This window comes from Brevundimonas sp. EU05-FHT14B11 (genome assembly GCF_058790835.1).
Window position 1 is genome coordinate 663999 of the sequence record NZ_JBYTCY010000001.1, and the last position, 26588, is coordinate 690586.

Here is a 26588-nt window from a genome sequence, read left to right on the forward strand (position 1 = left end):
CTTTGCAGCAAATATCGGTCGCGACCGACCCTTCCGCAAGGAAAACCGGACTTGGGATCAGAGTTCGGACCCGCTACCAACGGTCGCATGATCCGGCTGTTCACCGCCCTGTCCGTCCCCTGGGACGTGGCCGAGACGCTGAAGCGTCGCCAAAGCGGCCTGCCCGGCGCCAAATGGCGCACCGACGAACAGCTGCATGTGACCCTGGCCTTCTATGGCGAGGTCGATGAACGTCGGGCCGACGATCTGGCGGTGGAGCTGGAGCGCGCGGCGACCGGCGGGGCCTTCGAGATCGAGCTGAAGGGCGTCGGCGCCTTCGGCGACGCGCACCGCAGCCACACGATCTGGGCGGGCGTGGCACCCAGCGAACGCCTGGGCGTGCTGGCGGGCCGCTGCCGGTCGGCGGCCGAACGGGCGGGCGTCGCTCTGGAACGCCGCGAATATCGGCCGCACCTGACGCTGGCCTATCTGAAGCCCCAGACCAATCCAGACCGGATCGGCGCCTGGATCACCGGCCACAACCTGCTGCATTCGCCGCCGATCCGGATCGACCGGTTCGGCCTCTATTCCAGCGTGCTGACCCCTGACGGCAGTCAGTACCAACTCGAACGGGAGTATCTGCTGTGACCGGACCGGTGCTTCAGACCGAACGCCTGACCCTGCGTCCCCTCGCCATGGAGGATTTTCCGCGCTGGGCCGAGATGATGGCCGATCCCGAGGCGTCGAAATTCCTCGGCGGCCCCCAGCCGGCCTCGACCGCCTGGCGCGGCTTCATGAGCATGGCCGGAGCGTGGAGCCTGACGGGCGTGTCGATGTTCTCGCTCATCGAGCGCGACAGCGGCCTGTGGCTGGGCCGGATCGGGCCGTGGCGGCCGCACGGCTGGCCGGGCAACGAGGTCGGCTGGGGCCTGCATCCGGACGCCCAAGGCAAGGGCTATGGCGTCGAGGCGGCGACGGCGACGCTGGACTACGCCTTCGACGTGCTGGGCTGGGAGGACGTCATCCACTGCATCGATCCGGACAACACGCCGTCGCAGCGCTTGGCCGAGCGGATCGGCTCGCGCAACCTGGGACCGACCCGGATGCCGCCGCCCTTCGCTGACCTGCCGGTCGACGCCTGGGGCCAGAGCAAAGCCGACTGGAAGGCGCGGCCCCGCCGTTGAAGCTGCGGTAAGGCGACGCTTTGACCGCCGTCCGGCTTCCGCTAGGCAGGACGGTAAGAAGAAAATGAGGGTGGAAATGCGCGTACTGGTTCTGGGCGGGGACGGGTTCTGTGGTTGGCCGACGGCCCTGCATCTGTCGGCCCGCGGCTGGGACGTGCTGGTCATCGACAACCTCAGCCGCCGCAACATCGACAACGAGCTGGAGGTCCAGTCCCTGACCCCCATCCGGACCATGGGCGAACGTATCGCCGCGTGGAAGGAGGTCTCGGGCAGGGAGATCGAATTCGAGAACATGACGGTCGGCAAGGAGTTCGACCGGCTCGTCGCCGTGATTCGCGAGTGGAAGCCCGACAGCGTCGTCCACTTCGCCGAACAGCGGGCCGCGCCCTATTCGATGAAGTCGGCCCGGCACAAGCTGTACACCGTCGACAACAACCTCAACGCCACCAACCACCTGCTGGCCGCCATCGTCGAGAGCGGCCGGGACGTGCACCTGGCCCACCTGGGCACCATGGGGGTCTATGGCTACACGACCGCCGGCCTGCGCATCCCCGAGGGCTATCTGAAGGTCACGGTGGACACCGACTTCGGCCCGGCCGAGCAGGAGATCCTGTTCCCGCCGAACCCCGGCTCGATCTACCACATGACCAAGACGCAGGACGCCCTGCTGTTCCAGTTCTACGCCAAGAACGACGGCGTCCGGATCACCGACCTGCATCAGGGCATCGTCTGGGGGACCCAGACCGAGGAGACCCGCAAGGACGAGCGGCTGATCAACCGTTTCGACTACGACGGCGACTACGGCACGGTGCTGAACCGCTTCCTGATGCAGGCGGCGGTCGGCTATCCGCTGACGGTGCACGGCACCGGCGGCCAGACGCGAGCCTTCATCCATATCCAGGACACGGTGCGCTGCGTCGAACTGGCCCTGAAGAATCCGCCCAAGACCGGGGACCGGGTCAAGATCCTCAACCAGATGACCGAGAGCCGCCGGGTGCGCGATCTGGCCACCATGATCGCCGGCATGACCGGAGCCGAGGTCCACAACGTCCCCAACCCGCGTCAGGAAGCCGACGAGAACGAGCTGGTCGTGGCCAACGACCAGTTCCGCGACCTGGGCCTGAAGCCGATCACCCTGCGGCAGGGGCTGCTGGACGAGGTCACCGACATCGCCCGCCGCTACGCCGACCGGGCCGATCTGACCAAGGTGCCCTGCGTGTCCAGCTGGAACACCCGGCGCGCCGAAGCGCTGAAGAGTGAAACCGCCACGGTTGCGACCGTCGGCGCTGAAACCCATGCCCGTTCCGCCTGAGGTCTGATGCCCGACGCCGCTTCGTCCGTTTCGCTGCTGGTCTTCGGCGGCGGCTGGCTGGGTCGCGCCGCGGCGCTTGAGGCCATTCGCGGGGGCGGGACGGCGGTCGCCACCTCGCGCGACGCCGATACCCGCGCCGCGCTTGAAGCCGAAGGCGTCGCCGCCGTCGATCCGACGGATGAGGCGGCCCTGTCCGTCGCCGTGGCGAAGGCTTCGGCCCTCCTCGTCACCGCTCCCCCGGACGCCCACGGCTGCCCCGGGCTGAAGGCCCTGATCCCGGCCATCACCGCCTCGGGCGCCTGGCCCGACTGGATCGGCTATGTCTCGTCCACCGCCGTGTTCGGCGACCGGGCGGGCGGCTGGGCCTTCGAAGACGACGAACTGAACGCGGCCAGCCTCGAAGGCGCGCGGCGCGTGCGGGCCGAGCGTGACTGGCTGGACGCCGGGCGCGGCATGGGCCTGACCATCCAGCTGTTCCGCCTGCCCGCCCTCTATGGTCCGGGCCGCTCGCCGCTGGACAAGCTGCGCGACGGCACCGCCCGGATCGTCCGAAAGCCCGGGCAGGTGTTCAACCGCGTCCATGTCGAGGACGCGGTGGCCGGACTGTTCGCCTCCATCGCCCGGCCGCACCCGGGCGCCGCCTACACCCTGTGCGACGACGAGCCTTCGCCGGCCGACGTTGTCATCGCGGGCGCGGCGGCCCGGCTGGGCCTGCCCCTGCCGCCTGAGGTCGATCTGGACGATCCCTCGGTGTCGGACGCCATGCGGCGCTTCTACCTGGACTCCAAACGCCTCTCGAACGCCAGGGCCAAGGCCGAACTGGGCTGGCGGCCGCGCTATCCGAGCTGGCGCGAGGGGCTGGAGGCGCTGATCCGCGAGGGCTGAGCAAAGACGCGGTCGCGCTCAAGCAGGGAGCGACCGCGTCGCGAGCGCCCTTCCTAGAACGGCAGGATGTTGCGCTGGCGGCTGTAGGCCATGGTGCCGACGTTGGCGCCCAGGCGCAGGCCGACGCCGGTGCGGATCGGGGCCAGGACGATGCCGTCGGCGCGCTGGTAGTTCACGCCCACGCCCCCGACCAGATAGGCCGAGCCTTCCACGCCGGGGTAGCGGCGGTAGATCATGTCCGGGTGGTACAGGCCGTAGACCAGGGTGAAGACCCGGCTGCCGTTGCCGCCGACGTCCCAGCCGATCGAGATGCCCTGCCAGAACACCTCCTGCGAGGCCGACAGGTCCTTCATGTGCAGGGCGCCCCGGCCGTAGCGCAGGCCGACCCCGGCCGCGCCGGAGGCTTCCTCGCCCGCGATATAGGCGGTGGGGCGGTCGCCCTGGTCGGCGAAGATGCGCTCGATGGCGCCGCCGAGGGCCTCGGCCGCGATGCCCAGTTCGCGCGAGCCGGCCGCGATCAGTTCGTCGGAGGTGTAGGCCGGCGCCGTCTGGTCCGAACGGATCGGATAGTTGGGATCGGTCGGCCCGTTGCTGGCGCAGGCGCCGAGGGCGGAGGTCGCGCCGAGGGCGAGGCCGGACTGGATCAGGTGGCGGCGGTGCATGGTTCTGGCTCCGAAGACGAGGAGGGCCGCCCGACTCGCGCGGGCGCTCATGCCACCGTCGCCGGGCTTTGCGTCAGCCTTGCGGCGGCAAGGTTAACAGGAGATTGCGCTCCGTTCGGGCCCGCCGCCTCAACCGAGAAGCGCGTGACCCAGGAGCGCGCCGCCCGCGATGACCAGCGGCGCGGCCAGGCGGTTTCTCCAGCGCCAGATCACGATCAGGGCGAGCGCCAGGATGGCCAGGGCGGGCCAGATCGACGGGACCCGCCCGGCCGTCGTCCAGGCCAGTTGCAGGAGCGTCGCGGCGATGAGGCCGACCACGCCGGCGGCGATCCCGGTCAGGGTCCGATGCAGGCGCGGATCCGCCACGACGGCCTCCAGCCGCTCGTACAGGACCATGGAGAAGGCGAAGGCCGGCAGGAAGACGCCGACCGTGATCGCCGCCGCCCCCATCCAGCCGCCGGCCAGGTAGCCGACGAAGGTGCAGAAGATGACCAGCGGCGCCGGCAGCACGCCGGCGAAGGCCACGCCGTCCAGGAATCGGCCGTCCTCGACCCATCCGCGCCCGACGGTGTCCGCCCGCACGAAGGGAATGGCCGTATAGGCGCCGCCGAAGGTCAGCAGCCCCGCCTTCAGCCCTGACCAGAACAGAGCGACGGCGCCCGGTTCGGTCACGGCCTCGGTCATGGGCGCGAAGGTCGGGGCCTGGTCGAGGCCGGTCAGGCGAAGCGTCAGCGCGGCCGCCAGGCCCGCCGCCAGGGCGAGCCACGGCGCGGTTCGCCGTCCGGACGCCATGAGTCCGTAGACGGCGCCGGCCGTCGCCAGGATGACCCAGAAGCTGACGCCCGCCAGGGTGGCGACGAAGGCTCCCGCGGCCAGGCCGAAGAGCAGCCGGTTCTCCAGGGCGTGTCCGCCGATGTGGCGCACGGCCCGCGCGATCAGGGCCAGGACCACGATCTGCACGCCGAGAAGGGCGGCGTCGAAGGCGTCGGTTTCGGTCAGGAAGCGGTCGTAGGCCCAGGCGACCCCGAGCATCAGCAGCAGGCCGGGCAGCATGAAGCCGAGGCCGGCCAGCAATCCGCCGAAGCGGCCGCGCGCGCCGATGCCCAGATGGACGCACAGTTCGTGGGCCTCGGGGCCGGGCAGGACCTGCATCACCGCCAGAAGGCGATTGAAGCGGGCGCTGCTGATCCAGTGTTCGTCTTCGACCAGCGCCTTGCGGATCATGGCGATCTGGGCGACCGGCCCGCCGAAGGCGTTCAGGCCGAAGTGCAGAAAGCGCAGGAAGAGGCGGCCATAGCCGAGGCGGGGCGGCGTGGGTTCGTAGGTGGCGTCCAAGGTCTTCGCTCCTGGCCGCGCGTCGAGGCGCGGCGAAAAGAACGGAGCTTGGGCGAGACGCCTGAGCGGGCGCCCGTGCCAGCCCGCGCGCCGATCCTAAGCCAGAAGGCCGGGGGAGCGGAAGAGGCGAAACGCCGTGCCGGGGGTCAGCCCCGAAGCACGGCGCCCAGCTTGCCGGCCGCCGCCACGACCTTGGCCGACAGGGCCTCGATCTCGGCGTCGGTCAGGGTGGCCTCGACCGGCTGGATGACGACTTCCAGCGCCACCGACTTGAACCCGTCGTCCACGCCTTTGCCGCGATAGATGTCGAAGACCCGGACCTCGTCGATCAGGGCCTTGTCGGCGCCGGCCACGGCGCGGACCAGATCGCCGACCGCCTTGCCGTCCTCGACCACGAAGGCGAAGTCGCGGGTCAGGGGCATCAGATTGGCCAGGCTGGCCGGACCCCGCGTCTTGGACTTGGCGCCGCGCGGCTCGGGGACCGCGTCCAGCACGATCTCGAAGGCCAGCATCGGGGCGTCGGCGTCCAGCGCCTTCAGCACCCGGGGGTGCAGGGCGCCGAACTCGACCATCACATTCTTCGGACCCAGCTGCAGCCGCGCCGAACGGCCCGGGTGCCACCAGTCGCGGTTCTGGCCCTGAACCAGCTGCAGCGACGCCGTCGGCGCGCCCAGTTGGTCCAGCAGGGCGATCAGGTCCCCCTTCAGGGCGAACAGGGCGTCTTCCGCCCCACCGCCCCAGTGGCGTGCCGAGCGCGGCGCGATCAGGCCCGCGATGACGGTGCGCTGGCCGTTCGGCTGGTCGTCCAGATAGATCGGGCCGATCTCGAACAGGGCGGCGTCGGCGTGGCCGCGCGCGGCGTTGCGGGCGGCGGCCTGGATCAGGTTCGGCAGCGCCGAGGGCCGCATGCAGTCCAGATCGGCGGCGATCGGGTTCTCGACCACCAGCTTTTCATCGCCGCCGCCGAACAGGGCGGCGATCGACTGCTTGGTGAAGGACCAGGTGATCGCTTCGGCGTAGCCCATGGCGGCCAGGGCCCGGCGAGCCAGGCGCACCCGCGCCTGACGCGGGTTCAGAACCCCCTTCGAGGGCGCGCCCTGGTCGGGCAGGGGCGTCGACGGCAGCTGGTCGAAGCCCTCGATGCGGGCGACCTCTTCCACCAGGTCGGCGGGACCGTCCACGTCGCGGCGCCACGAGGGCGGCGTCACCGCCCAGGGCGAGCCGCGCTCCACGGCGAAGCCGAGGGCGATCAGGATCTCGGCGATGCGGTCTTCCGTCAGCGACAGGCCGGTCAGCGAACCGACACGGGCGGGGTCGAAGGCGAAGGCGGTCGGAACGGCCGGCGCCTGACCGGCGACCACGACCTCGGACGGCTCGCCGCCGCACAGGTCGAGGATCAGCTTCGTCGCCAGTTCGACGCCCGGCACGGCCGAGGCCGTGTCGACGCCGCGCGCGAAGCGGTACTGGGCGTCCGAGGTCAGCGACAGGGCGCGGCCCGTCTGGGCGATCAGGATGGGGTCGAACCAAGCGGCCTCGACGAAGACGTCGACGGTCTCATCCGAGCAGCCCGTGCTCTCGCCGCCCATGACGCCGCCCAGGCCGATGGGGCGCTCGCCGGCGGCGTCGGAGATGACGCACATCGACGGATCGACGGCGTAGGTCTTGCCGTCCAGCGCGATCAGATGCTCGTGCTCGCCCGTATCCTTGGCCACCTGTCCCTGGCGGACGATGATCTCGGTCCCGGACAGCTTGGCGATGTCATAGACGTGCAGCGGGCGGGCGCGGTCGTAGGAGATCAGGTTGGTCACATCGACCAGCCGGTTGATCGAGCGCAGGCCGATGGCCTCCAGGCGGCGCTTCAGCCACTCGGGCGACGGGCCGTTCTTGACGCCGCGGATCGTGCGGCCGGCGAAGACCGGGCACATCTCGGGCGCGTCGAGGCGCACCGTGATCGGCGAGGCGAAGGTCCCGGCGATCGGCGCGACGGCGGGGGTCTTCAGCGTGCCCAGGCCGGCGGCGGCCAGGTCGCGGGCGATGCCGGCGACGCCCAGCCAGTCGGGGCGGTTCGGCGTCACTTCGAAATCGATGACCGGTTCGGCGCCGAACACGCCGGCGGCGGGCTCGCCCACCTTCAGGGCGTCGTCCAGCTCCAGGATGCCGTCGCTCTCATCGGCCAGCTCAAGCTCCGAGGCCGAGCACAGCATGCCGTTCGAGACCACGCCGCGCACCGGCTTCTCGACCAGGGTCACGCCCAGGCCGGGCACATAGGCGCCGATCGGCGCATAGATGGTGGTCAGGCCCGCGCGCGCATTGGGCGCGCCGCAGACGATCTCCTTCATCCCGTCGACGGTCTCCACCTGACAGACCTGCAGGCGGTCGGCGTTGGGATGGCGTTCGGCCGAGACGATCTTCGCCACCGTGAAGGGGGCCAGCGCGGCGATGGGGTCGTGGACGTCCTCGACCTCAAGGCCGGCCATGGTCATGGCTTCGGCCACGGCGGCGACGTCCGCCTCCGTGTCCAGATGGTCCTTCAGCCAGGAGAGAGTGAATTTCACGAAGCGGTCCCGGGGAGCTGGCTCGTCAGGGTCGTCACGCCGGCCTGCAGCTGCTCGAGCAGGCCGTCCGAGCCGGTGAAGCCGACCTGGGCGAAGCGGCAGCGCACGAAGGTGCAGTTCGACATGCCGACCACGCCGGCCAGCTTCTGGCCCATCGGCCGGTACAGCAGGTTCCGCGTGTCGGTGGTGGTGCCCATGGCGCAGGAATCGAAGGTCGTGTTGTTCATCACGGCGACCACGGCCGGGCCTTCGATCAGGCAGTCGGTGAAGGTCTTGCCTTCGATGCTCATCTTGCCGGCGTTCCAGTGCTGAACCGCCATGGCGGGCAGCCAGACGGCTTCCTTCTCGAAGGCGTCGCGGCTGACCAGATCCTGGTTGGCCATGGCGTCGAGCGGCATCGGTGAGGGGGTGTCGGTCATGATCGTCTCTACACTCTGAATCAGCTGAGGCCGCTTGCCGGGTTCGGGGCGGCGAAGGCGGAGAAGCCGTAGTGCGCCAGCCAGCGCGTATCGGCCTCGAACATGGGGCGCAGGTCGGAGATGCCGTACTTCAGCATGGCCAGGCGATCCACGCCCATGCCGAAGGCGAAGCCCTGATACTCGTCCGGATCGATGCCGCAGTTGCGCAGCACGTTCGGATGCACCATCCCGCAGCCCAGAATCTCCATCCAGCTGTCGCCGGTGTTCAGCTTCAGCTCGCCGCCCGAGCGATCGCAGCGGATGTCCATCTCGGCCGACGGCTCGGTGAACGGGAAGTGGTGCGGGCGGAAGCGCGCATCGACGCCGTCCAGTTCGAAGAAGCGGGCGACGAAGGTCTCCAGCGTCCACTTCAGGTGACCCATGTGGATGGCCTTGTCGATCACCAGGCCCTCGACCTGGTGGAACATCGGCGTGTGGGTGGCGTCGCTGTCCTTCCGGAAGGTCCGGCCCGGCGCGATGATCCGGATCGGCGGCTTCTGCGTCATCATGGTGCGCACCTGCACCGGGCTGGTGTGGGTGCGCAGCACCTTGCGCTCGCCCGTTTCCGGGTCGGGCTTCAGGAAGAAGGTGTCGTGCATCTCCCGCGCCGGATGCTTGGGCGGGAAGTTCAGGGCCGTGAAGTTGTGGAAGTCGTCCTCGACGTCCGGGCCTTCGGCGACGGCGAAGCCCATGTCGGCGAAGATGGCGATCATCTCGTCCATCACCTGCATGGTCGGGTGCACGCTGCCCTGGCGGCGCGGGCGCGGCGGGAGGGTCAGGTCGACGTGTTCGGCCTTCAGCCGGGCGTCCAGCTCGGCGCCTTCCAGCTCGGCCTTGCGGGCGGCCAGGGCGGATTGCACCCGGTCGCGCAGGCCGTTGATAATCGGACCCTGCTCGCGGCGCTCGTCGGGGCTCATGGCTCCCATGCCCTTGAGCAGGCCGGAGATCGAGCCGGACTTGCCCAGCGCCGCGACGCGCAGGTCCTCCACGGCGGCGGCGGTTTCCGCCGAGCCGATGGCGTTGATCAGGTCGAGTTCGAGTTGGGCGAGATCGGTCATGTCCGGCAGCATCTAGCGGCTGACGGGCCGCGCGTCACCTGTCCGGCTCAAGGCGCGGTGCGCGCGGCGGACTGGGCCGCCGCCAGATCCTCGGCCGTGCCCCGATTGGCCGCCACGATCCATTCCGGCGGCTCGGGCTCCCAGCGGATCGCCCGGCCGTCCGTCCGCGTCCAGCGATGCAGCCACGATATGCCGTTGGACCGGACATAGCTGTCGGCGTGGCTGTAGATCGGATCGGCCAGCGCCTCGCCCAGCGGCACGAAGCGATAGCCCCGCGCCAGGTAGAGGGCGTGGATCCGCGGATAATAGTCCCGGTTCAGGCTGTTGGCGTGCAGCAGCAGGACCTGCGCAGGCTCCCGGCCGCCGGTGATCTCCGCGCTGTACGGCTCGAAGAAGTCCAGCACGGTGGTCATGTAGGCGACGTAGGCCTCGCCCACCCGCGCCTTCAGGGCCGGATCATCCAGCCGCTCGGCCTTGCGGTAGACGTCGGCGAACATCCAGTCGACGTTGTCGATGGTCACCGGCGCGACTTCGTAGCGGCGCTCGGCCAGCCCCGCGGCGATGGCGGCGTGCTTCTCCGGCGTCTCCCCGGTGAACAGATAGGGGTGGCGGAACCAGCGCAGTTTCTGGCCGCGCGCCTCCAGCAGCGGCCGGGTGATCTCCGCGCCTCGGTCCGCGTCGGCGAGATAGGCCTCAGCCGTGTTCTGATGAATGTTGATGTGGCTGAAGGTGTGGTTGCCGACCTCGAACCCGGCGTCCAGCCACAGGGTCAGCAGTTCGGGCAGCAGGACCGCGCGCTGGGCGTCGCAGACCTTGCCTTCATTGACGAAGATCGTGCCGTGCGTGTCCAGCGGCGCCACGACCGCGATCAGGTCCCGGGTCAGGGCGCGCGCCGCGTCCGGATCGCACAGGGCGGCTTCCGGCGCCTGATAGGGCAGGTCGTCGAAGGTCACGGCCACGGCGCGCTGCTGGGCGGCGGCGGGGCCGGCGAGGCCGAACACGAGGGCGGCGACGAGAAGCGGGCGCGAGATCATGGCCGCAGCCTAGCCGCGCAGCGTCCGATACGGCAACGCCCGGCGCCGTCTGACCGGGTCGTCCTCAGTCGTTGAGGACGAAGGTGACCTTCATGTTCACCCGGTACTCGGTGATCTGGCCGCCCTTCACGATGACCTTCTGCTCCTGGATCCAGGCGCCCTCGACGTTCTTCAGGGTCTTGTCGGCGCGGGCGATGCCCTGTTTCAGCGCGTCCTCGAAGCTGACGGTGGACGAGGCGGTGATTTCGGTGACCTTGGCGACGGACATGGGTCGGCTCCTGGATCAGGTTGGACGCCGGTTTATGGCGACGCTTCCCTGAACGACCGGCCACGCCCGTCGGTTGCGCGGAGCATACGAAAACGCCCGCCCCGGCGAACCGGAGCGGGCGTGTTTCAGACGTTCGGCGTGAAGGCTTAGGCGGCCTTCAGAGCGTCACGGACCTTGTCGGCGATCGCCTTGAAGGCGGCTTCGTCGGCGGCCATCGCGGCCAGGACCTTGCGGTCCAGTTCGATGCCGGCTTCGCCGAGGCCGTGGATGAACTGCGAGTAGGTGAAGCCTTCGATCCGGGCCGCGGCGTTGATGCGCTGGATCCACAGGGCGCGGAAGTTGCGCTTCTTGGTGCGGCGGTCGCGGTAGGCGTACTGGCCGGCGCGATCGACGGCGGCCTTGGCGGTGCGGATGGTGTTCTTGCGGCGGCCGTAGAAGCCCTTGGCCTGCTTCAGAACCTTCTTGTGTTTGGCGTGGGACGTTACGCCCCGAGTGACGCGAGCCATGTCGCTATCCTTTCAAATTCAGGTGGAGATCAATCGAAACAGCGCGCGCCGATCAGGCGTACGGCATGTAGGATTTGATCTTCTTGGCGTCGGCGTCGGCCATGACCGAGGTGCCGCGGTTCTGGCGGATGTATTTGCTGTTGTGGCTGATCAAGCGGTGACGCTTGCCAGCAACGCCGGCCTTAACCTTGCCAGTGGCCGTGAATTTGAAGCGCTTCTTGGCGCCCGACTTCGTCTTCAGTTTCGGCATTTTCATCTCACTTTTTGAGTGGGTTACCGCTCTTCGAGCCACTTGGGCCCGAGGGGAGGTTTCCCTGATTAAGAACCGCCCAGGCATGCCTGTTCGCCCGGCGGTTCGGTACGCGAAGGCGCGGCTTCTAGTCGAAGCGGCGGCCAGAGTCCAGTGTTGAGCGGGATTTCAGGTCGCCGCAGCCTCCGCCTGATGCTTGCGGAAGGCGCGGCCGGCGTTGATCGCCATCAACGCCGCCGGAACCGTCAGCGCCGCCCCGACCAGGAAGGGCCAGTCGTGGCCCAGGGCCGAGAACAGGGCGCCGGCGGCCATCGGGCCGAAGATGCGCGCGATCGAGCCCGAGGCCATGTTCAGCCCCAGCATGGCGCCCTGCCGGTCCGGCGGCGTCGAGCGGCTGATCAGGGCCGAGATGTTGGGCATGGCCAGCGACATGCCGCAGGCGCCGACCGCCATTACGATCGGAATGATCCAGCCCTGCGCGACGGGCAGCGTCCAGGCGCCGATGTCCAGGGACACGGCGGGGAACCAGGCGACGGGCGCGGCCACCTGGGCGACCAGCGAGGCGCCGAACAGCAGCATCCCGAACGCCAGCACCGGCGCCTCGCCGAACCGCTTGGCCAGCCGCCCGGCGAAGAAGCCCTGGTTCAGGGTCGAGACGATGCCGACGATCATGAAGCTCAGCCCGACCTCCAGCGCGTTCCACGCATAGCGATCCTCGGCCCACAGCCCGAACACGCTCTCCATCGCCGAGAAGCCGGCCATGTAGACCAGGGTCACCAGCAGCACCCGCGACACGACCGGATTGGCCCGGGCGTCATGCAGTCCGGCCAGGAAGCGCGGACGCGGAGCGGCCGGATCGGCCTTGGCGCGGCTTTCCTTCAGGAAGACGACCACGCCGACCGCCGCCACGGCGGCCAGGGCCGCGGCGGTGAAGATCGGCAGCTGATAGCCGATATGCCCCAGTTGCGGCTGGGTCAGCAGCCCGCCCAGACCCGGACCGACGATGAAGCCCAGTCCGAAGGCGGCGCCGATCAGGCCCATGCGCCCGGCCCTCTGTTCCGGCGGGGTGATGTCGGCGACATAGCCCTGGACGGTCGAGATGTTGCCCGCCCCCAGGCCGGTGAACAACCGCACCGCGATGGCCAGCCAGATGTTGGGCACGAAGGCCAGCGCCAGATAGCCCACGGCGTTCGCGATCAGGGTGATCAGCAGGACCGGCTTGCGTCCGATCCGGTCCGACAGCCGCCCCCAGAACGGTTCGGCGAAGAACTGGCCCAGCGAATAGGCCGAGAACATCAGCGTGATCTGCCAGGCCTCCGCCTTCAGGCTCTGGGCGAAGAACGGCAGCAGGGGCACCACGAGGCCGAAGCCGACCAGATTGATGAAGACGACGGAAAACAGCACGGCCAACGCCGGAGCCTGAACCTTGGGCGCGGGAGGCGAAGCGTCGGTCTGTGTCATGCGGACAGGCTTAGCCTGTTGCGGCGCATACGAAAACGCCCCGGCCGATGGGCCGGGGCGTTTCTGTTTCAGCGGCGGATCCGATCAGCGCGGGGCCAGGATCATGATCATCTGGCGGCCTTCCATACGCGGGGCGTATTCGACCTTGGCGATCTCGTCGAAGTCGGCCTGCACCTTGTTCAGCAGCTTCATGCCGAGTTCCGGGTGGGCCATTTCACGACCGCGGAAGCGCAGGGTGACCTTCACCTTGTCGCCCTCGTCGAAGAAGCGATGCATGGCTTTCGCCTTCACTTCGTAGTCGTGGGTGTCGATGTTCGGGCGGAGCTTGATTTCCTTGAGCTCGACGACCTTCTGGCGCTTGCGGGCCTCGGCCTTCTTCTTCTGCTCCTGGAAACGGTGCTTGCCGTAGTCGAGGATCTTGCAAACGGGCGGATCCGACGTGGCGACGATCTGAACCAGATCCAGGCCCGCCTCCTCGGCGGCCTCCAGCGCGGCCGAGGTCGGCATGACCCCCTGCTTCTCGCCATGCTGGTCGATCAGCAGGACGCGAGGTGCGCGGATATCGTGGTTCATGGGCGGCCCGTCCTTGACGGGCGGCGTTTGCATCGGACGGCGAATGGGCGTCGTTTCCTTATGTGGTCGAAGAGGGTCGATATTCTGACGAGAAGGAGCGCGCGATAAATCGCGGCGTTCCCCTCCGGCGGCCTATATGAGCCTCAAACCCCGTATTTTCAAGGCGTGACGGGCGCTCAGGACGCGATGAAGTCCGCGTGTAGCGCCAGCACCGCATCATAGACGTGATCGACCGTCAGGTCCTCGATGGGCGCGAACTGGCCGCGCGTCTCGTTGGAGGCCGCGGTGCGGGTTTTGGGGCCCCACGGGCCGTACAGCCACCACTCGGTCGGCCCGAACAGGCCCAGCGTCGGTCCGCCCAGCGCCGCCGAGACGTGCATCAGGCCGGAATCGTTGCCCACGAACAGCGCCGCCCGGTCGATGGCCGCGGCCGAGGCCAGGATGTCGCCCTTGCCCACGAAGTCGATGCCGCGGTCTCCGGCGGCTTCCAGCGCGGGGGTCGCGGGCGGTCGGTCGCCCGGGCCGCCCACGGGCATGAAGCGCCAGCCGTCGAAGCGGGGATCGGCCTTCAGCTTCTCGACCAGGGCGCCCCAGCGGTCGGCGGGCCAGCTCTTGCCCGGCTGGTGGGCGATGGGGGCCAGGGCGAGGATCGGGCCCGGCCCGGCGCCGCCCGCCAGTTGCGGATCGATGACGGCGGCGGCCTCGGCGCGGGCCTGGTCGTCCAGCCAGATTTCCGGGTCCAGCGGCGTCTCCGAGCCCATCAGGCGCGACACCATCTCGACCTTGCGCAGGCCGGTCTCCCACGAGCGGTTGTAGATCACCCGCCGTTTCGTCGGGATGATGTAGGCCAGGCCCGAGCCGCGGATGTCGATGACCAGATCCCAGCGGGTCCCGACCACCTGCTTCCACAGGTCGATCCAGTGTCCGGACAGCTTCTTCTTGTCCAGGATGATGGTCCGCTCGACGCCGGGCGCATTGCGGAAGAAGGGGGCCGGCGGACGGCCGCAGGCGACGGTGATCCTCGCGCCCGGGATCTGGCGGCCGATCTCGCGGATCACGCCCGAGGAGATGACGCAGTCGCCGATCCGGTTGGAGGTGACGAACAGGACCTTGGGTTCAGACACGCGTTTCGGCCTTCGCTTCGATGATGGTCGTTCGCTATCAGTCCCCGAACGATTTCGCGAGAGGAACGGCCATGGATGATCTGGAACGCCTGAACCGCCCGGACGGCGAGACCCTGGCGCTCAATCGCGTTCACGGGGCCGGACCGACGGTGATCTGGATCGGCGGCTTCCGGTCCGACATGGAGGGGACCAAGGCGCTGGCGCTGGAGGCGGCGGCGCGCGAACGCGGCTGGGCCTACGTCCGCTACGACCATTTCGCCCATGGCCAGTCCTCCGGCGACTGGCGCCGGGCCACCATCGGCCGCTGGCGCGAGGACGCCATCGCCTTGATCGACAGCCTCGAAGGCCCCGTTATCCCGGTCGGTTCGTCCATGGGCGGCTGGGTCGCCCTGCTGGCCGCCGTGGCGCGGCCCGAGCGGGTCAGGGCGCTGGTTCTGGTCAATCCGGCGCAGGACTTTACCGAGCGGCTGATGTGGCCCGGCCTGCCGGATCACGTCCGTCAGGCCATCCTTCGGGACGGCGAGGCCCTGATCGTCGAGGAGGGGCTGGGAGAATATGTCCTGACCCGCCGCATGTTCGAGGAGGCCCGCGACTGGCTGCTGCTGGACAGCGTCATCCCGGTCGCTGCTCCGGTCCATATTCTGCAGGGGCGCAAGGACGATGTCGTGCCGTGGCGTCATCAGATCGAGCTCGCCGAACGGCTGAAGGGCGGCGACGTCACGCTGGACCTTGTGGCCGACGGGGATCATCGTCTGTCCACGCCCGCCGATCTCGACCGTCTGGTCGAGGCGGTCGAGCGCAACCGTGGGCAGGCCGCGACATTGTCCTGACCAAAGGAGGAACGCATGCGCACCCTGACGATCTTCACGCCCGTCGTGCTGGGCCTGGCCCTCTCGGCCTGTTCGACCGCCACCGGACCGGACCGGTACAACACCGACCTGCAGAAGCTGGCCGACGACTGCCGCGCCCGCGGCGGCATCCTGGCCCCCACGGGCCAGCTGACAAGCAATCCGCAGACCGACAACGTCTGTGAAATCCGCGGCCAGACCGGACGCGCGCCCAGCAACCCGGGCTGATCGCCGCCCCCGGCGCTTACGCGCCGGATGTCCTAGAGGAGCGCGGTGATCGCCGCGCGCGCCGCCTCGCCCAGATCGGCGCGCTTCAGCGCCAGCGCCACATTGGCGCGCAGCAGGCCGATCTTGTCGCCGCAGTCGTGGGTCACGCCCGCGTACTGGACCGCCGTGAACGCCTGGTCGGCCATCAGCCGCGCCATGCCGTCGGTCAGCTGGATCTCGCCGCCCGCGCCGCGCTCCTGGGTTTCCAGGATGTCGAAGATTTCCGGCTGCAGGATGTAGCGGCCCGAGATCGACAGGTTCGACGGCGCCGTGCCCTTGGCGGGCTTCTCGACCATCCCCTTCATGCGGATGCGGTTGCCCTCGCGGCCCTCGATGGGATCGACGATGCCGTATTTGTGGGTTTCGCTCTCGGGCACCTGTTCGACGCCGATGACGTTGCCGCCGACCTCGGCGTAGACCTCGGCCAGCTGCTTCAGCGCGCCCGGCTGGCTGTCCACGATCACGTCCGGCAGGATCACCGCGAACGGCTCGTCGCCGATGATGTCGCGGGCGCACCAGACCGCGTGACCCAGGCCCTTGGGCTGCATCTGGCGGGTGAAGCTCATCTCGCCGGCGCTGGCCAGTTCGGCGTTCATCATCTCCAGGATGTCGGTCTTGCCCTTGGCCAGCAGCTGGGCCTCTAGCTCGATCTGGTGGTCGAAATAGTCCTCGATGGCGCCCTTGGAGCGGCCGGTGACGAAGACGATGTGCTCGATCCCGGCCTCGCGGGCCTCCTCGACGATGTAGCTCAGGATCGGCCGGTCGACGACGTTCAGCAGTTCCTTGGGCGTGGTCTTGGTGCCGGGCAGCACCCGGGTGCCGAGGCCGGCGACGGGCAGAACGGCCTTGCGGAGACGGCGGGAATGGGCGGGCATGAAATGTCCTGATCAGAAGGGTCGGGCAGCCTAACGTATTTGCGTCAGGAAGCGATCACTCGACGGTGACCGACTTGGCCAGATTGCGCGGCTGATCCACGTCGGTGCCCTTCTGCACGGCGGTGTAATAGGCCAGCAGCTGCACCGGGATGGCGTAGATCAGCGGCGCGATCAGCGAATGGCATTCCGGCGCATCGACGCGGCGGATGCCCGCGCCGTGCGGATCGGGCGCCGACTTCGGCGCGATCATGATCACCGGCCCGCCGCGCGCGGCGACTTCCTGCAGGTTGGAGGCGGTCTTTTCGAACACCTCGTCCAGCGGGGCCAGGGCCACGATCGGCGTCAGTTCGTCGACCAGGGCGATCGGCCCGTGCTTCAGCTCGCCGGCGGCATAGCCCTCGGCGTGGATGTAGCTGATCTCCTTCAGCTTCAGCGCGCCCTCCATGGCCAGCGGGAACATGGCGCCCCGGCCCAGGAACAGCACGTCCGTCGCCTTGGAGATGTCGTGGGCGACGGCCTTCAGGTCGTCTTCCATCCGCATGGCTTCGGCGATCAGGCGCGGCGCCTCGAACAGCGCCTTGACCAGTTCGGCCTCCTTGGCCGCGTCGATGCGGCCGCGCTGCACGCCCGCCGACACGGCCAGCGCCAGCAGGGCGGCGACCTGGGCGGTGAAGGCCTTGGTCGAGGCGACGCCGATTTCCGGCCCGGCGTGGGTCGGCCACAGGGTCTCGGCTTCACGGGCCATGGACGAGGAATGGACGTTGACCAGGGCGGCCGTCTTGAGCCCGGCGGCCTTGCACCAGGACAGGCTTGCCAGGGTGTCTGCGGTCTCGCCCGACTGGCTGACGGCGACGGCCAGCGTCCCCGGCGTCAGGGCCGGATGGCGATAGCGGAACTCCGACGCGATCTCGACGTCGCAGGGCAGGCCCGCCAGCTTCTCAAAGGCGTAGCGGCCGATCTGCCCGGCATAGAAGGCGGTGCCGCAGGCGACGATCTGGACCCGGTCGACCTGGGCGAAGTCGACCTCATTGGCCTTGGCCCGGCCGTTCACGAAGTCGAGGTAGTGGCTCAGGGTGTGCTGGACGCTGTCCGGCTGCTCATGGATCTCCTTTTCCATGAAGTGCCGGTACTCGCCCTTCTCGACCAGGGCCGAGGAGGCGGAGACCTGCACGATCGGCCGGTCCACGGCCGCGCCCGAGGCGTCGAACATGCGCGCGCCGTCGCGATCCAGGGCGACGAAATCGCCTTCTTCCAGATAGCTGATGCGGGTGGTGAAGGGGCCGACCGCCAGGGCGTCGGAGCCCAGGTACATCTCGCCGTCGCCCCAGCCGACGACCAGCGGGCTGCCCCGGCGGGCGCCCAGGATCAGGCCGTCCTCGCCCTCGATCAGCACGGCCAGCGCATAGGCGCCGGTCAGCCGGTCCAGCACCGACTTGAACGCCACCAGCGGGTCATTGGACTTGGCCAGCTCGCTGTCCAGCAGGTGGGCCACCACCTCGGTGTCGGTCTGGCTCTCGAAGGCGTGGCCCTCGGCGACCAGCTCGGCTTTCAGCTCGGCGAAATTCTCGATGATGCCGTTGTGCACCAGCGTGACCCGGCCCGCCTTGTGCGGGTGGGCGTTGGCCGTGGTGGGCGCGCCGTGCGTGGCCCAGCGGGTGTGGCCGATGCCGATGGTCGCGTTCAGCGGTTCGGCGGCCAGCACGGCCTCCAGCTCGCGAATCTTGCCCTTGGCCCGGCGCCGTTCGATCTTGCCGTCGACCAGCGCGGCCACGCCCGCGGAGTCATATCCGCGGTATTCCAGCCGCTTCAGGCTGTCGATCAGACGGGGAACGGCCGGGCCGACGCCCGTCACGCCAATGATGCCGCACATGAGAGAACCCTCGGAGAAATAATGGTATCCGCGCTTGGCGCCGCGGCGCGGGAGGGTCTAAGCCGACCCTGACTGTCAGCGCCGGTGTAGGCGACGATGACCTGGATTTGCACCTGAAAAGCGGTTTCGCAAGGTTACGGCGAACCGTCGAGCAAGGAAGACTGGATTTGGCTGAGCGACGCTATTTCGGCACCGACGGCATTCGCGGGCGCGCCAACACCCATCCGATGACGCCGGAAGTGGCGCTGCGCGTGGGTCTGGCCGCGGGCCGGATGTTCATGTCGTCGGACGACCGCCGCCATCTGGTGGTCATCGGCAAGGACACCCGCCTGTCGGGCTACATGATCGAGCCGGCGCTGGTGGCGGGCTTCTCGTCCGCCGGGATGGACGTGCGCACCTTCGGTCCCCTGCCGACGCCGGGCGTGGCCATGATGACCCGCTCCATGCGCGCCGACATCGGGGTGATGATCTCGGCCTCGCACAACGCCTTCCTCGACAACGGCATCAAGCTGTTCGGTCCCGACGGCTACAAGCTGTCGGACGCGGTCGAGCTGAAGATCGAATCGATGATGGACGAGGATCTGGGCGCCGGCCTGGCCCCCGCCGACGGCCTGGGCCGGGTCAAGCGCATCGACGACGCACAGGCCCGCTATGTCGAGATCGCCAAGGCCAGCTTCCCCAAGGGCCTGAGCCTGCAGGGCCTGCGCATCGCCGTCGATTGCGCCAACGGCGCCGGCTACAAGGTCGCCCCGACCACCCTCTATGAACTGGGCGCCGAGGTCTTCCCCGTGGGGGTCGAGCCGAACGGCCTGAACATCAACGAGAACTGCGGCTCGACCCACCCCGGGACCCTGTCCGAGGCGGTCCGCGCCTGCCGGGCCGACATCGGCATCGCCCTGGACGGCGACGCCGACCGGGTCATCATCTGCGACGAGAAGGGCGAGGTCATCGACGGCGACCAGATCATGGCCATGGTGGCCCTGGACTGGGCGCGCCGGGGCCGGCTGACCGGCGGCGGCCTGGTCGCCACGGTCATGTCCAACCTGGGTCTGGAGCGGGCGTTGGCGGCCGAGGGCCTGACGCTGGAGCGCACCAAGGTCGGCGACCGCTATGTCATGGAGCGCATGAAGGAAGGCGGCTTCAACGTCGGCGGCGAGCAGTCGGGCCATATCATCCTGCACGACTACGCCACCACGGGCGACGGCCTGATGTCGGCGCTTCAGGTCCTGGCCGTGCTGGTCGAGAGCGGCCGTCCGATGAGCGAGCTGGCCCGCCAGTTCGACAAGGTGCCCCAGCTTCTGGAGAACGTCCGCTTCACCGCCGGCAAGCCGCTGCAGGACGCCGCGGTCAAGGCCGCCATCGCCGACGCCGAGGCCCGCCTCGCGGGGGTCGGCCGCCTGCTCGTCCGCCCCTCGGGCACCGAAAAGCTGATCCGCGTCATGGCCGAGGGCGACGACGAGGCGCTGGTGAAGTCGGTGGTTGCGGACGTGTCGGCGGCGGTGCGGGCGGCGGGCTAAGGCCTCAGTCCGGCCGTCCCCAGTCGCTGACCGGCTGCGGCTCCGGCGCCAGTGTGGTCTCGCCATGGCGGTTCGGTCCGGGCGCGCCCCGCTGGGCCAGGATGATGATCAGCGTCACCAGCGCGACCATGTAGAGCGCGTTGTTGAGGACCAGCAGGCCGAACAGGCCGAGGTTCGGCGTCTCGCTGGCCATCATGTCCGTCATCATGATCGGAAAACCGATCGCGGCGATGCCGAGGAAGGGCACGGGCATCAGGCCCCAAAGCGCCGTCATGTTGCGATCATGCAGGCGCCGCGACACCGCCGCCGCCAACAGGCTGATCGCGAGGACGACCGTCACTCCCATGACTCCGCCCAGGATGCGGAAGTCCGGCGTCGGCGGCGGCGGAAGCGGAGGCGGCTCCGCCTCGATCCGTACGGGGGTGTCGGGCGGCAGGTCTGGGTCGATCAACAGGACCGGTTGCGCGTCGGTATAGGCCTGCGCCTTCCCGATCAGATCGGCCATCACCCAGCTCATGCCCATGGCCTGGACGAGGAACACCAGCGCGACCACCATGCCGACGTAGGGCCAGAACTCGCCGCGTGTATCGCGGCCCGAGAACTGCGTCAGCTTGCTGAAGCCTCGAATGATCGGATTGGCCATGCCGTCCCCCTTGATGACGGCTCCAGCCTATCGGGGGACGCCGGTCGGGGCCAGTCAGTCCCGGATCGGCTCCACCGTCAGCACCGTCGCGTCGCGCGCGCCCACCTCGCCGCGGGGGCAGGGACGCGGGTTGAACGACAGGTCGTTGCAGATGCGGACCTCGCGCAGCCGGTCGTCCTCCGTGACGGCGATATAGACCGCCTGGCGCGGCAGGCCCGGGTTGGCGCGGGCGAAGGCGTCGCGCAGCTCGCCCGCCGTGCGCAAGGCCCGCGGATCGGGCCGGACCAGCTTGTCGTACATGGCGGCCGATTGCTGGAAATAGGCCTCGGGCGTGTCCCAGCCGCAGGTGCCGTGCGCGGCCCATTCATGCTGCACCAGATCGACCGACGGCGTCCGGCACAGCTCGGCCCGGATGGTCTGGGGCGCCACCCGTGTCGCCGCCCGGCAATAGCGCGGATAGGGCCGCCCGTCCGAGTTCGGCCACAGCCCGTGCAGGGTCCAGCCGAAGCGGTTGGCGTCGCACGCCAGGTCGCCCTGGCCGTCCCCGCCGGTGCGGCAGGTCTCGGGCATCCAGGTCACCGCCAGCATGTGGAACAGGATCGGCCGGTCGGCCACGACCTCGTCGGGTCGGACATGCTCCATTTCCGGCGCGGGCAGCACGGCGGGCAGGCGGCAGGACTGCGCCGTCGCCGCGACGACGGCGGGCGCCGCCGGCTGCGTCTCGCAGGCGGTCAGCGCGGCGGTCGCGGTCAGCAGGCCGGCCAGCAGGATCGTGGGTCGGATACGCATCACGCCGGCTCCCGGTTCAGCGCGCCCAGGGCCTGGGCCACATCGTCGACCCGCTTGCGGATGTCCGGCACGGCGATGGTCTCCCAGAAGGTCGCGCGGGCCGGCGGTCCCAGCACGAACAGGCGCGGGTCGGTCGTCCCGTCGGCGTGCAGGACGCGTCCCTGCAGGTCCAGGTCCAGGCCCAGCCTGAGCGGGTCCATCCGCGCCCGTCCGTCCGCCAACAGGGGTCCGGTCAGCGGGTCCTTGGCCGGGTCGTGGCCCGGCCCGGTGCAGTCGATCAGCCAGCGTCCGGTGATCGGCGGCTGTTCCGGCCCGCTGCGGGGGCGGAAGGTCAGGGTCACGGCTTCCGCGCCCTCCTCGATCCGCTTCACGCGGCCGGCGGTGATCGTCAGACGGCCTTCGTCCTCAAGGGCGGCGATGGCGGCGGCGATGGTGTCGGCGATCCGGTGCCGGTGGACGTCCCACCAGGGCCGAAGGTGGCGCACCAGTCGCGCCCGGGTCGGAATGTCCGCCGCCTGCCACAGGTCGGCGGTGATCGGCCTCAGCCCGTCCATGACCCCGCGCCAGTCGCCGTCCGCGGACAGACGCCGCGCTTCGTGAAGCCGTCGGGACGGGGCCGCGTGCAGCAGGTCGTCCGTGGGTTCGACATAGGCGTCGGGCCGGTTGTCGTGCCCCCGGGGCTTCAGCCCCCGTCGCGAGAGCGCCCGCGCCCGGCCGCGCCAGCCGCGCGCCTGAAGCCACAGCACCATGTCCACCATCGTCAGCCCGGTGCCGACGACGATCACGTCGTCTTCCGGTCCGATGCGGTCCAGCGCGCCGGCGGCCCAGGGGTCGCCGATCACCCGGCCCGCCGTCCCGTCCTGGCCGGCGGCCGCCGTCTTCGGGGCCGGGTTTCCGGTGGTCAGGACGATGGCGTCGGCTTTCACGATCTGTCCGTCGGCCAGGCGCACCGCGTCGGTGTCGATGCCGACGACCTCGCCCTTCACGGTCTCGATCAGGCCGGGGCGGGCGGCCCGCACCTCGGCCAGCCGGTCCTGCACATACCGGCCGTACAGGCGGCGCGGCGCGAAGCCGTTCGGGTCGGCGCGGTCGGGATGGTGGGTTTCCAGCCAGCGCACGAAGTCGCCGGGACGGTCGCTGATCGCGCTCATCCGGTTGGAGCGCACGTTCAGCAGATGCCCGTCGAACGGCGTCGAATAGGCGACGCCCAGGCCGAAATTCCCGGTGCGGTCGATGATCGTCGAGGCAATTCGCCGTTCGGCCAGCCGCGCGGCCAGCATGGCGCCGGAGAAGCCTCCGCCGATGATCGCCACGCGCTCGATGGTCCGGGTCACGACGCCTCCTCCGTTGGCGGGGTTCTGGACCGCGCCGCCCGAGGGGTCAAACCCGGGTCACTGAACCTCGCAGCCGTAGGCCTCGCGGTAGGGTCGGTCGAAGCAGCTCTGCAGGCGGCGCAGGGCGCGCGCGTTGATCTGGTTGCGCATCCCCTCCTGCGCCGACAGGGCCGTGACCGCGGCGTCCATCGCGGCCCGGTCCTTGGTCAGGAAGGCGTGGGTGCCCCGGGCGTAGGTGTTCCAGTCGAAATTGTCGGGCGTCATCTCTTCGTTGCGCATGGTGGTCGCCATCACCCGCGCCGCCTCCAGCTCCGCGCCCGCTGAGGCCAGGTACTGACCCAGGTGCCAGCTCACCACCTGCCTTTGGCGCTCGGTCAATTCGGGACCGTGCAGCAGATAGTCCTCGCTGGCCCGCGCCGCCTCGACGTAGCACTCGCGCTCGCCCAGCTTGCGCGCCGTCCACGGCGTCACGCCCCGCTGGTCGAACGACTCGAAACTCAGGGTCCGGTTGGCGACCAGATGTTCGGGCGTCAGGGCGCAGCCGACGGCGGCGTCGGGCGCGGCCTGCAGGGCGAGGGCGGTCACGAGGGCGGCGAGCATGATCGGCTTCTCCGTTTATGGTGAAGCTTAATCTGTCCGCGCCATTGTGTCGGAATCAGGCCCGGCGGCTGACGTCAGATTTCCTGGTTGTAGGCGCCGACTTCCTTGTACTTCGCCAGACGCGGCTTCACTTCCTCGCGGAACAGGGCCCGCATGTCGTCCTCGGACCGCATGCTTTCGACCACCACCACCAGCTCGGGCTTGTTGGACGAGGCGCGGACCAGGACCCAGCTGCCGTCTTCCAGGTGCACGCGCACGCCGTTGACGGTGATGGCCTCGACGATCTTGCGGCCCAGGATCGATCCGCCGGCGTCCGCCAGGGCCTGATACTCGGCCACGATCCGCTCCAGCACCTCGTACTTCAGCTCGTCGTCGCAGTGCGGCGACATGGTCAGGCTGGTCCAGGCGTCCGGCAGGGCGGCCTTCAGCTCGCTCAGCTTCTTGCCCGGATTGCGGTCCAGCATTGCCAGCACCGCGCCGGCGGCGACGATGCCGTCGTCATAGCCGTGACCCAGCGGGGCGTTGAAGAAGAAGTGGCCCGACTTCTCGAAGCCCGCCAGCGCGCCCAGCTCGGCCGTCTTGCGCTTGATGTAGGAGTGGCCGGTTTTCCAGTAGACGGTGGTCGCGCCGTTGGCCTTCAGCACCGCGTCGGTCTTGTACAGGCCGGTCGACTTCACATCGACGACGAAGGTGGCGTTGGGGTGCAGGGCCGACAGGTCGCGGCCCAGCATCAGGCCGATCTTGTCGGCGAAGATCTCCTCGCCCGTGTCGTCCACCACGCCGCAGCGGTCGCCGTCGCCGTCGAAGCCCAGGGCCAGGTCGGCGCCGGTCTCGCGCACCTTGGCCGCCATCTGCACCAGCATGGCGTGGTCTTCCGGGTTCGGATTGTATTTGGGGAAGGTGTAGTCCAGCTCGGTGTCCATCTCGATCACCTCGCAGCCCATCCGGCGCAGGGCCTCGGGGGCGAAGGCGCCGGCGGTGCCGTTGCCGCAGGCCGCGACCACCTTGATCGGCCGCGTCAGCTGAACCTTGGACACGATGTCGGCGATGTATTTCTCGCGGAAGCCCTCGATGCGCTTCAGGGTCCCGCCGGCGCGCGAGACGCCCTGGTTCTCCAGCACGATCTCCTTCAGGCGGCCGATCTCGTCGGGGCCGAAGGTCAGGGGCGGGTTGGCGCCCATCTTCACGCCGGTCCAGCCGTTCTCGTTGTGGCTGGCGGTGACCATGGCCACGCACGGCGCGCCCAGCTCGAACTGGGCGAAATAGGCCGTCGGCGACAGGGCCAGGCCGATGTCCAGCACCTCCATGCCGCCTTCCAGCAGGCCCAGGGTCAGCGCCTGCTTCACCGACAGGGAGTAGGAGCGGTAGTCGTGGCCGACCACGATCTTGGGCCGCTGGCCGATCTCGTGGATGTAGGTCGCCAGCCCCAGGCCCAGCGCCTGGATGCCCAGCAGGTTGATCTCCTTCTCCAGCACCCAGCGCGCGTCGTACTCACGGAAGCCGGTCGCCTTCACCAGCGGCGTGGTCTCGTACTCGGCGGTGTTCGGGCGAAGGTCGGCGCGAGGCTTCAGCATGGGTCGTCCTGGGTGGCCGGACCGGAGCGGTCGCGGCGGAGGTGCGCCTTGATAGCCCCGGGCGCTCGGGCGCCGCAACAACGCGCGAACGCCGTCATGGGCGCCGGGAACCGGACGTCGGCCCAAAGCTTGACCCTTCCGGACCCCGGGCCTACCCCCGACAGATCACAACCGGAGACCCGCATGCCTCGCCTGATCCTGCTGCGCCATGGCCAGAGCCAGTGGAACCTCGAAAACCGCTTCACCGGCTGGGTCGACGTGGACCTGACCGCCGAGGGCGAGGCGCAGGCGCGCAAGGGCGGCGAATTGATCGCCGGAGCGGACTTCCACCCCGCCGTCATGTTCACCTCCGTGCTCAAGCGGGCCAAGCGCACCGGAGCGCTCGCCCTGGACTCGGCGGGTCTCAAGGATGTCCCGGTGGTCGAGGACTGGCGGCTGAACGAGCGCCACTACGGCGGCCTGACCGGGCTGGACAAGGCCGAGACGGCGGCGAAGCACGGCGAGGACCAGGTGAAGATCTGGCGCCGCAGCTACGACATCCCGCCGCCTCCGCTGGCCCCCGGCGGCGAATGGGACTTCACCGCCGACCCCCGCTACGCCGGCAAGGCCATTCCGGACACCGAAAGCCTGAAGACCACGCTGGACCGCGTCCTGCCCTACTGGGACGAGGCTGTCGCCCCGCGCCTGAAGGCCGGCGAGGACGTGCTGATCGCCGCCCACGGCAATTCGCTGCGGGCCATCGTCAAACACCTGTTCGGCGTGCCGGACGACCAGATCGTCGGCGTCGAGATCCCGACCGGCAATCCGCTGGAGATCGATCTGGACGGATCGCTCACGCCGACGGCCGCGCGCTATCTGGACGACAGCCGCGCCACGCCGCTGCCGCCGATCCCGGGAGCCTGATCATGACCAGCGCGCAGCAGGCGTCGGACGACATCCGCTTCATGGGCCGGGCCATCGCCCTGGCCAAGGCGCGGATGGGCCAGACCTGGCCGAACCCGGCGGTCGGCTGCGTGATCGTCAGGGACGGGGAGGTGGTCTCCGAGGCCGCCACCGCGCCCGGCGGCCGTCCCCATGCCGAAGAACAGGCCGTTCCGGCGGCGGGCGACAGGGCCAGGGGCGCCACCGCCTATGTCACCATGGAGCCGTGCGGCGCCCGGTCGTCGGGCCGCACCTCCTGCTCGCACTTCCTGATGGACGCCGGCGTCGCGCGGGTGGTCGTGGCCGCCGTCGATCCCTCGCCCTTCGCCTCGGGCCGGGGCGTCGAACGCCTGCGCAAGGCCGGGCTGGAGGTCGAGACGGGCCTGCTCTCGCAGGAGGCCGCCGTCCTCTACGAAGGCTATCTGCACCGCGTCGAGACGGGCCGCCCCATGGTCCGCGTCGACGACACCGGCGAGGGCTTCGACGCCCGCTTCGCCGCCTCCTCGCGCGCCGATCTGGCGACCGAGTTGAAGCGGCTGGGCGAGGCCGGCTACACCCGTCTGTGGGTCGGGCCGGGCGAATTGGCCGAGGCGCTGGACGAGCAGGGCCTGCTGACCCGATAGACTGGGCCTCAAAGTCGTCCGCGCTCAAGCAGGTCACGGCGGCGTCGTGACCGACAGCGCACTAAAAAACGCCCTCACGCTTC

Annotated in this window: 28 protein-coding genes; 9 read left to right on the top strand and 19 right to left on the bottom strand. The window is 69.5% G+C overall.

What is annotated here, in order from left to right; genetic code table 11:
• Window positions 1-87: 87 nt before the first annotated feature.
• From thpR to AC3WRV_RS03435, 4 genes are all read left to right on the top strand, one after another.
• Complete coding sequence (thpR, locus tag AC3WRV_RS03420; protein ID WP_291834565.1) at window positions 88-627, top strand: RNA 2',3'-cyclic phosphodiesterase; 540 nt, start codon at window positions 88-90, stop codon at window positions 625-627.
• Window positions 624-1163 carry a GNAT family N-acetyltransferase gene (locus tag AC3WRV_RS03425; protein ID WP_291834561.1) on the top strand — a complete coding sequence of 180 codons (540 nt, stop codon included), beginning with the start codon at window positions 624-626 and terminating at the stop codon, window positions 1161-1163. The genes thpR and AC3WRV_RS03425 overlap by 4 nt, the downstream gene beginning before the upstream one ends.
• A gap of 76 nt (window positions 1164-1239) precedes the next feature.
• A complete protein-coding gene (locus AC3WRV_RS03430; RefSeq protein ID WP_492312147.1) occupies window positions 1240-2475 on the top strand; it encodes an NAD-dependent epimerase/dehydratase family protein in 1236 nt (411 codons plus the stop codon).
• A 6-nt stretch (window positions 2476-2481) separates the two neighbouring features.
• Window positions 2482-3360: a Rossmann-fold NAD(P)-binding domain-containing protein gene (locus tag AC3WRV_RS03435; RefSeq protein ID WP_492312148.1), complete on the top strand. Its 879-nt coding sequence runs from the start codon at window positions 2482-2484 to the stop codon at window positions 3358-3360.
• 53 nt (window positions 3361-3413) lie between these two features.
• Here the strand turns inward: AC3WRV_RS03435 and AC3WRV_RS03440 are convergent, their stop codons facing one another.
• The 12 genes from AC3WRV_RS03440 to AC3WRV_RS03495 all read right to left on the bottom strand — a co-directional run bounded on the left by AC3WRV_RS03440 (window position 3414) and on the right by AC3WRV_RS03495 (window position 14644).
• Window positions 3414-4022: a DUF1134 domain-containing protein gene (locus AC3WRV_RS03440; protein ID WP_291834552.1), complete on the bottom strand. Its 609-nt coding sequence runs from the start codon at window positions 4020-4022 to the stop codon at window positions 3414-3416.
• A 129-nt stretch (window positions 4023-4151) separates the two neighbouring features.
• Complete coding sequence (chrA, locus tag AC3WRV_RS03445; protein WP_492312149.1) at window positions 4152-5357, bottom strand: chromate efflux transporter; 1206 nt, start codon at window positions 5355-5357, stop codon at window positions 4152-4154.
• 146 nt (window positions 5358-5503) lie between these two features.
• Window positions 5504-7912, bottom strand: coding sequence for a phenylalanine--tRNA ligase subunit beta (pheT, locus tag AC3WRV_RS03450; RefSeq protein ID WP_492312150.1), 2409 nt, complete (start codon window positions 7910-7912; stop codon window positions 5504-5506).
• Complete coding sequence (locus tag AC3WRV_RS03455; protein ID WP_291832146.1) at window positions 7909-8331, bottom strand: hypothetical protein; 423 nt, start codon at window positions 8329-8331, stop codon at window positions 7909-7911. Before AC3WRV_RS03455 ends, pheT begins: the two co-directional genes overlap by 4 nt.
• A gap of 20 nt (window positions 8332-8351) precedes the next feature.
• Entirely contained in the window at window positions 8352-9428 is a 1077-nt protein-coding gene (gene pheS / locus AC3WRV_RS03460) for a phenylalanine--tRNA ligase subunit alpha (protein WP_492312151.1), read from the bottom strand.
• Window positions 9429-9475: 47 nt separating this feature from the next.
• The gene (locus AC3WRV_RS03465) at window positions 9476-10462 is read right to left on the bottom strand and encodes a polysaccharide deacetylase family protein (RefSeq protein ID WP_492312152.1); all 987 of its coding nucleotides are present in this window, start codon (window positions 10460-10462) and stop codon (window positions 9476-9478) included.
• Between the two features lie 64 nt (window positions 10463-10526).
• Window positions 10527-10730, bottom strand: coding sequence for a dodecin family protein (locus AC3WRV_RS03470; protein ID WP_492312153.1), 204 nt, complete (start codon window positions 10728-10730; stop codon window positions 10527-10529).
• A gap of 146 nt (window positions 10731-10876) precedes the next feature.
• Window positions 10877-11236, bottom strand: coding sequence for a 50S ribosomal protein L20 (rplT, locus tag AC3WRV_RS03475; protein WP_141625602.1), 360 nt, complete (start codon window positions 11234-11236; stop codon window positions 10877-10879).
• 52 nt (window positions 11237-11288) lie between these two features.
• The gene (gene rpmI / locus AC3WRV_RS03480) at window positions 11289-11486 is read right to left on the bottom strand and encodes a 50S ribosomal protein L35 (RefSeq protein ID WP_003166435.1); all 198 of its coding nucleotides are present in this window, start codon (window positions 11484-11486) and stop codon (window positions 11289-11291) included.
• A gap of 168 nt (window positions 11487-11654) precedes the next feature.
• Complete coding sequence (locus tag AC3WRV_RS03485; RefSeq protein WP_492312154.1) at window positions 11655-12947, bottom strand: MFS transporter; 1293 nt, start codon at window positions 12945-12947, stop codon at window positions 11655-11657.
• 84 nt (window positions 12948-13031) lie between these two features.
• Window positions 13032-13553 carry a translation initiation factor IF-3 gene (gene infC / locus AC3WRV_RS03490; RefSeq protein ID WP_291832151.1) on the bottom strand — a complete coding sequence of 174 codons (522 nt, stop codon included), beginning with the start codon at window positions 13551-13553 and terminating at the stop codon, window positions 13032-13034.
• A gap of 143 nt (window positions 13554-13696) precedes the next feature.
• Window positions 13697-14644, bottom strand: a complete 948-nt coding sequence (locus tag AC3WRV_RS03495; protein ID WP_492312155.1) for a glycosyltransferase family 9 protein — start codon at window positions 14642-14644, stop codon at window positions 13697-13699.
• Window positions 14645-14715: 71 nt separating this feature from the next.
• Between AC3WRV_RS03495 and AC3WRV_RS03500 the strand changes: the two genes are divergently transcribed.
• Together AC3WRV_RS03500 and AC3WRV_RS03505 are read left to right on the top strand one after the other, a co-directional pair.
• Window positions 14716-15474 carry an alpha/beta fold hydrolase gene (locus AC3WRV_RS03500; protein WP_492312156.1) on the top strand — a complete coding sequence of 253 codons (759 nt, stop codon included), beginning with the start codon at window positions 14716-14718 and terminating at the stop codon, window positions 15472-15474.
• Between the two features lie 15 nt (window positions 15475-15489).
• Window positions 15490-15720: a hypothetical protein gene (locus tag AC3WRV_RS03505; protein WP_291832154.1), complete on the top strand. Its 231-nt coding sequence runs from the start codon at window positions 15490-15492 to the stop codon at window positions 15718-15720.
• Between the two features lie 32 nt (window positions 15721-15752).
• Here AC3WRV_RS03505 and galU read toward each other — a convergent pair whose 3' ends face one another.
• Together galU and glmS are read right to left on the bottom strand one after the other, a co-directional pair.
• Window positions 15753-16634, bottom strand: a complete 882-nt coding sequence (gene galU / locus AC3WRV_RS03510) for a UTP--glucose-1-phosphate uridylyltransferase GalU (RefSeq protein ID WP_291832155.1) — start codon at window positions 16632-16634, stop codon at window positions 15753-15755.
• A gap of 55 nt (window positions 16635-16689) precedes the next feature.
• Window positions 16690-18504: a glutamine--fructose-6-phosphate transaminase (isomerizing) gene (gene glmS / locus AC3WRV_RS03515; protein WP_492312157.1), complete on the bottom strand. Its 1815-nt coding sequence runs from the start codon at window positions 18502-18504 to the stop codon at window positions 16690-16692.
• 167 nt (window positions 18505-18671) lie between these two features.
• On the opposite strand from glmS, the gene glmM reads away from it, so the two are divergent.
• Window positions 18672-20021: a phosphoglucosamine mutase gene (gene glmM, locus AC3WRV_RS03520; protein ID WP_291832157.1), complete on the top strand. Its 1350-nt coding sequence runs from the start codon at window positions 18672-18674 to the stop codon at window positions 20019-20021.
• 4 nt (window positions 20022-20025) lie between these two features.
• Here the strand turns inward: glmM and AC3WRV_RS03525 are convergent, their stop codons facing one another.
• The 5 genes from AC3WRV_RS03525 to AC3WRV_RS03545 form a co-directional block, all read right to left on the bottom strand.
• The gene (locus AC3WRV_RS03525; protein ID WP_492312158.1) at window positions 20026-20664 is read right to left on the bottom strand and encodes a DUF805 domain-containing protein; all 639 of its coding nucleotides are present in this window, start codon (window positions 20662-20664) and stop codon (window positions 20026-20028) included.
• 54 nt (window positions 20665-20718) lie between these two features.
• Window positions 20719-21453, bottom strand: a complete 735-nt coding sequence (locus tag AC3WRV_RS03530) for a ribonuclease T2 family protein (protein ID WP_291832159.1) — start codon at window positions 21451-21453, stop codon at window positions 20719-20721.
• Window positions 21453-22787, bottom strand: coding sequence for an FAD/NAD(P)-binding protein (locus tag AC3WRV_RS03535; RefSeq protein ID WP_492312159.1), 1335 nt, complete (start codon window positions 22785-22787; stop codon window positions 21453-21455). The genes AC3WRV_RS03530 and AC3WRV_RS03535 overlap by 1 nt, the downstream gene beginning before the upstream one ends.
• A 57-nt stretch (window positions 22788-22844) precedes the next feature.
• Window positions 22845-23387, bottom strand: a complete 543-nt coding sequence (locus AC3WRV_RS03540) for a hypothetical protein (protein WP_291832161.1) — start codon at window positions 23385-23387, stop codon at window positions 22845-22847.
• 74 nt (window positions 23388-23461) lie between these two features.
• On the bottom strand, window positions 23462-24961 hold the full coding sequence (locus AC3WRV_RS03545) for a phosphomannomutase/phosphoglucomutase (RefSeq protein ID WP_492312160.1): 1500 nt from the start codon (window positions 24959-24961) through the stop codon (window positions 23462-23464).
• Window positions 24962-25144: 183 nt separating this feature from the next.
• Here AC3WRV_RS03545 and gpmA point away from each other — a divergent pair, with 183 nt between their 5' ends.
• Complete coding sequence (gene gpmA / locus AC3WRV_RS03550; RefSeq protein ID WP_492312161.1) at window positions 25145-25864, top strand: 2,3-diphosphoglycerate-dependent phosphoglycerate mutase; 720 nt, start codon at window positions 25145-25147, stop codon at window positions 25862-25864.
• A 2-nt stretch (window positions 25865-25866) separates the two neighbouring features.
• The gene (gene ribD, locus AC3WRV_RS03555; RefSeq protein ID WP_291832164.1) at window positions 25867-26505 is read left to right on the top strand and encodes a bifunctional diaminohydroxyphosphoribosylaminopyrimidine deaminase/5-amino-6-(5-phosphoribosylamino)uracil reductase RibD; all 639 of its coding nucleotides are present in this window, start codon (window positions 25867-25869) and stop codon (window positions 26503-26505) included.
• Window positions 26506-26588 lie beyond the last annotated feature (83 nt).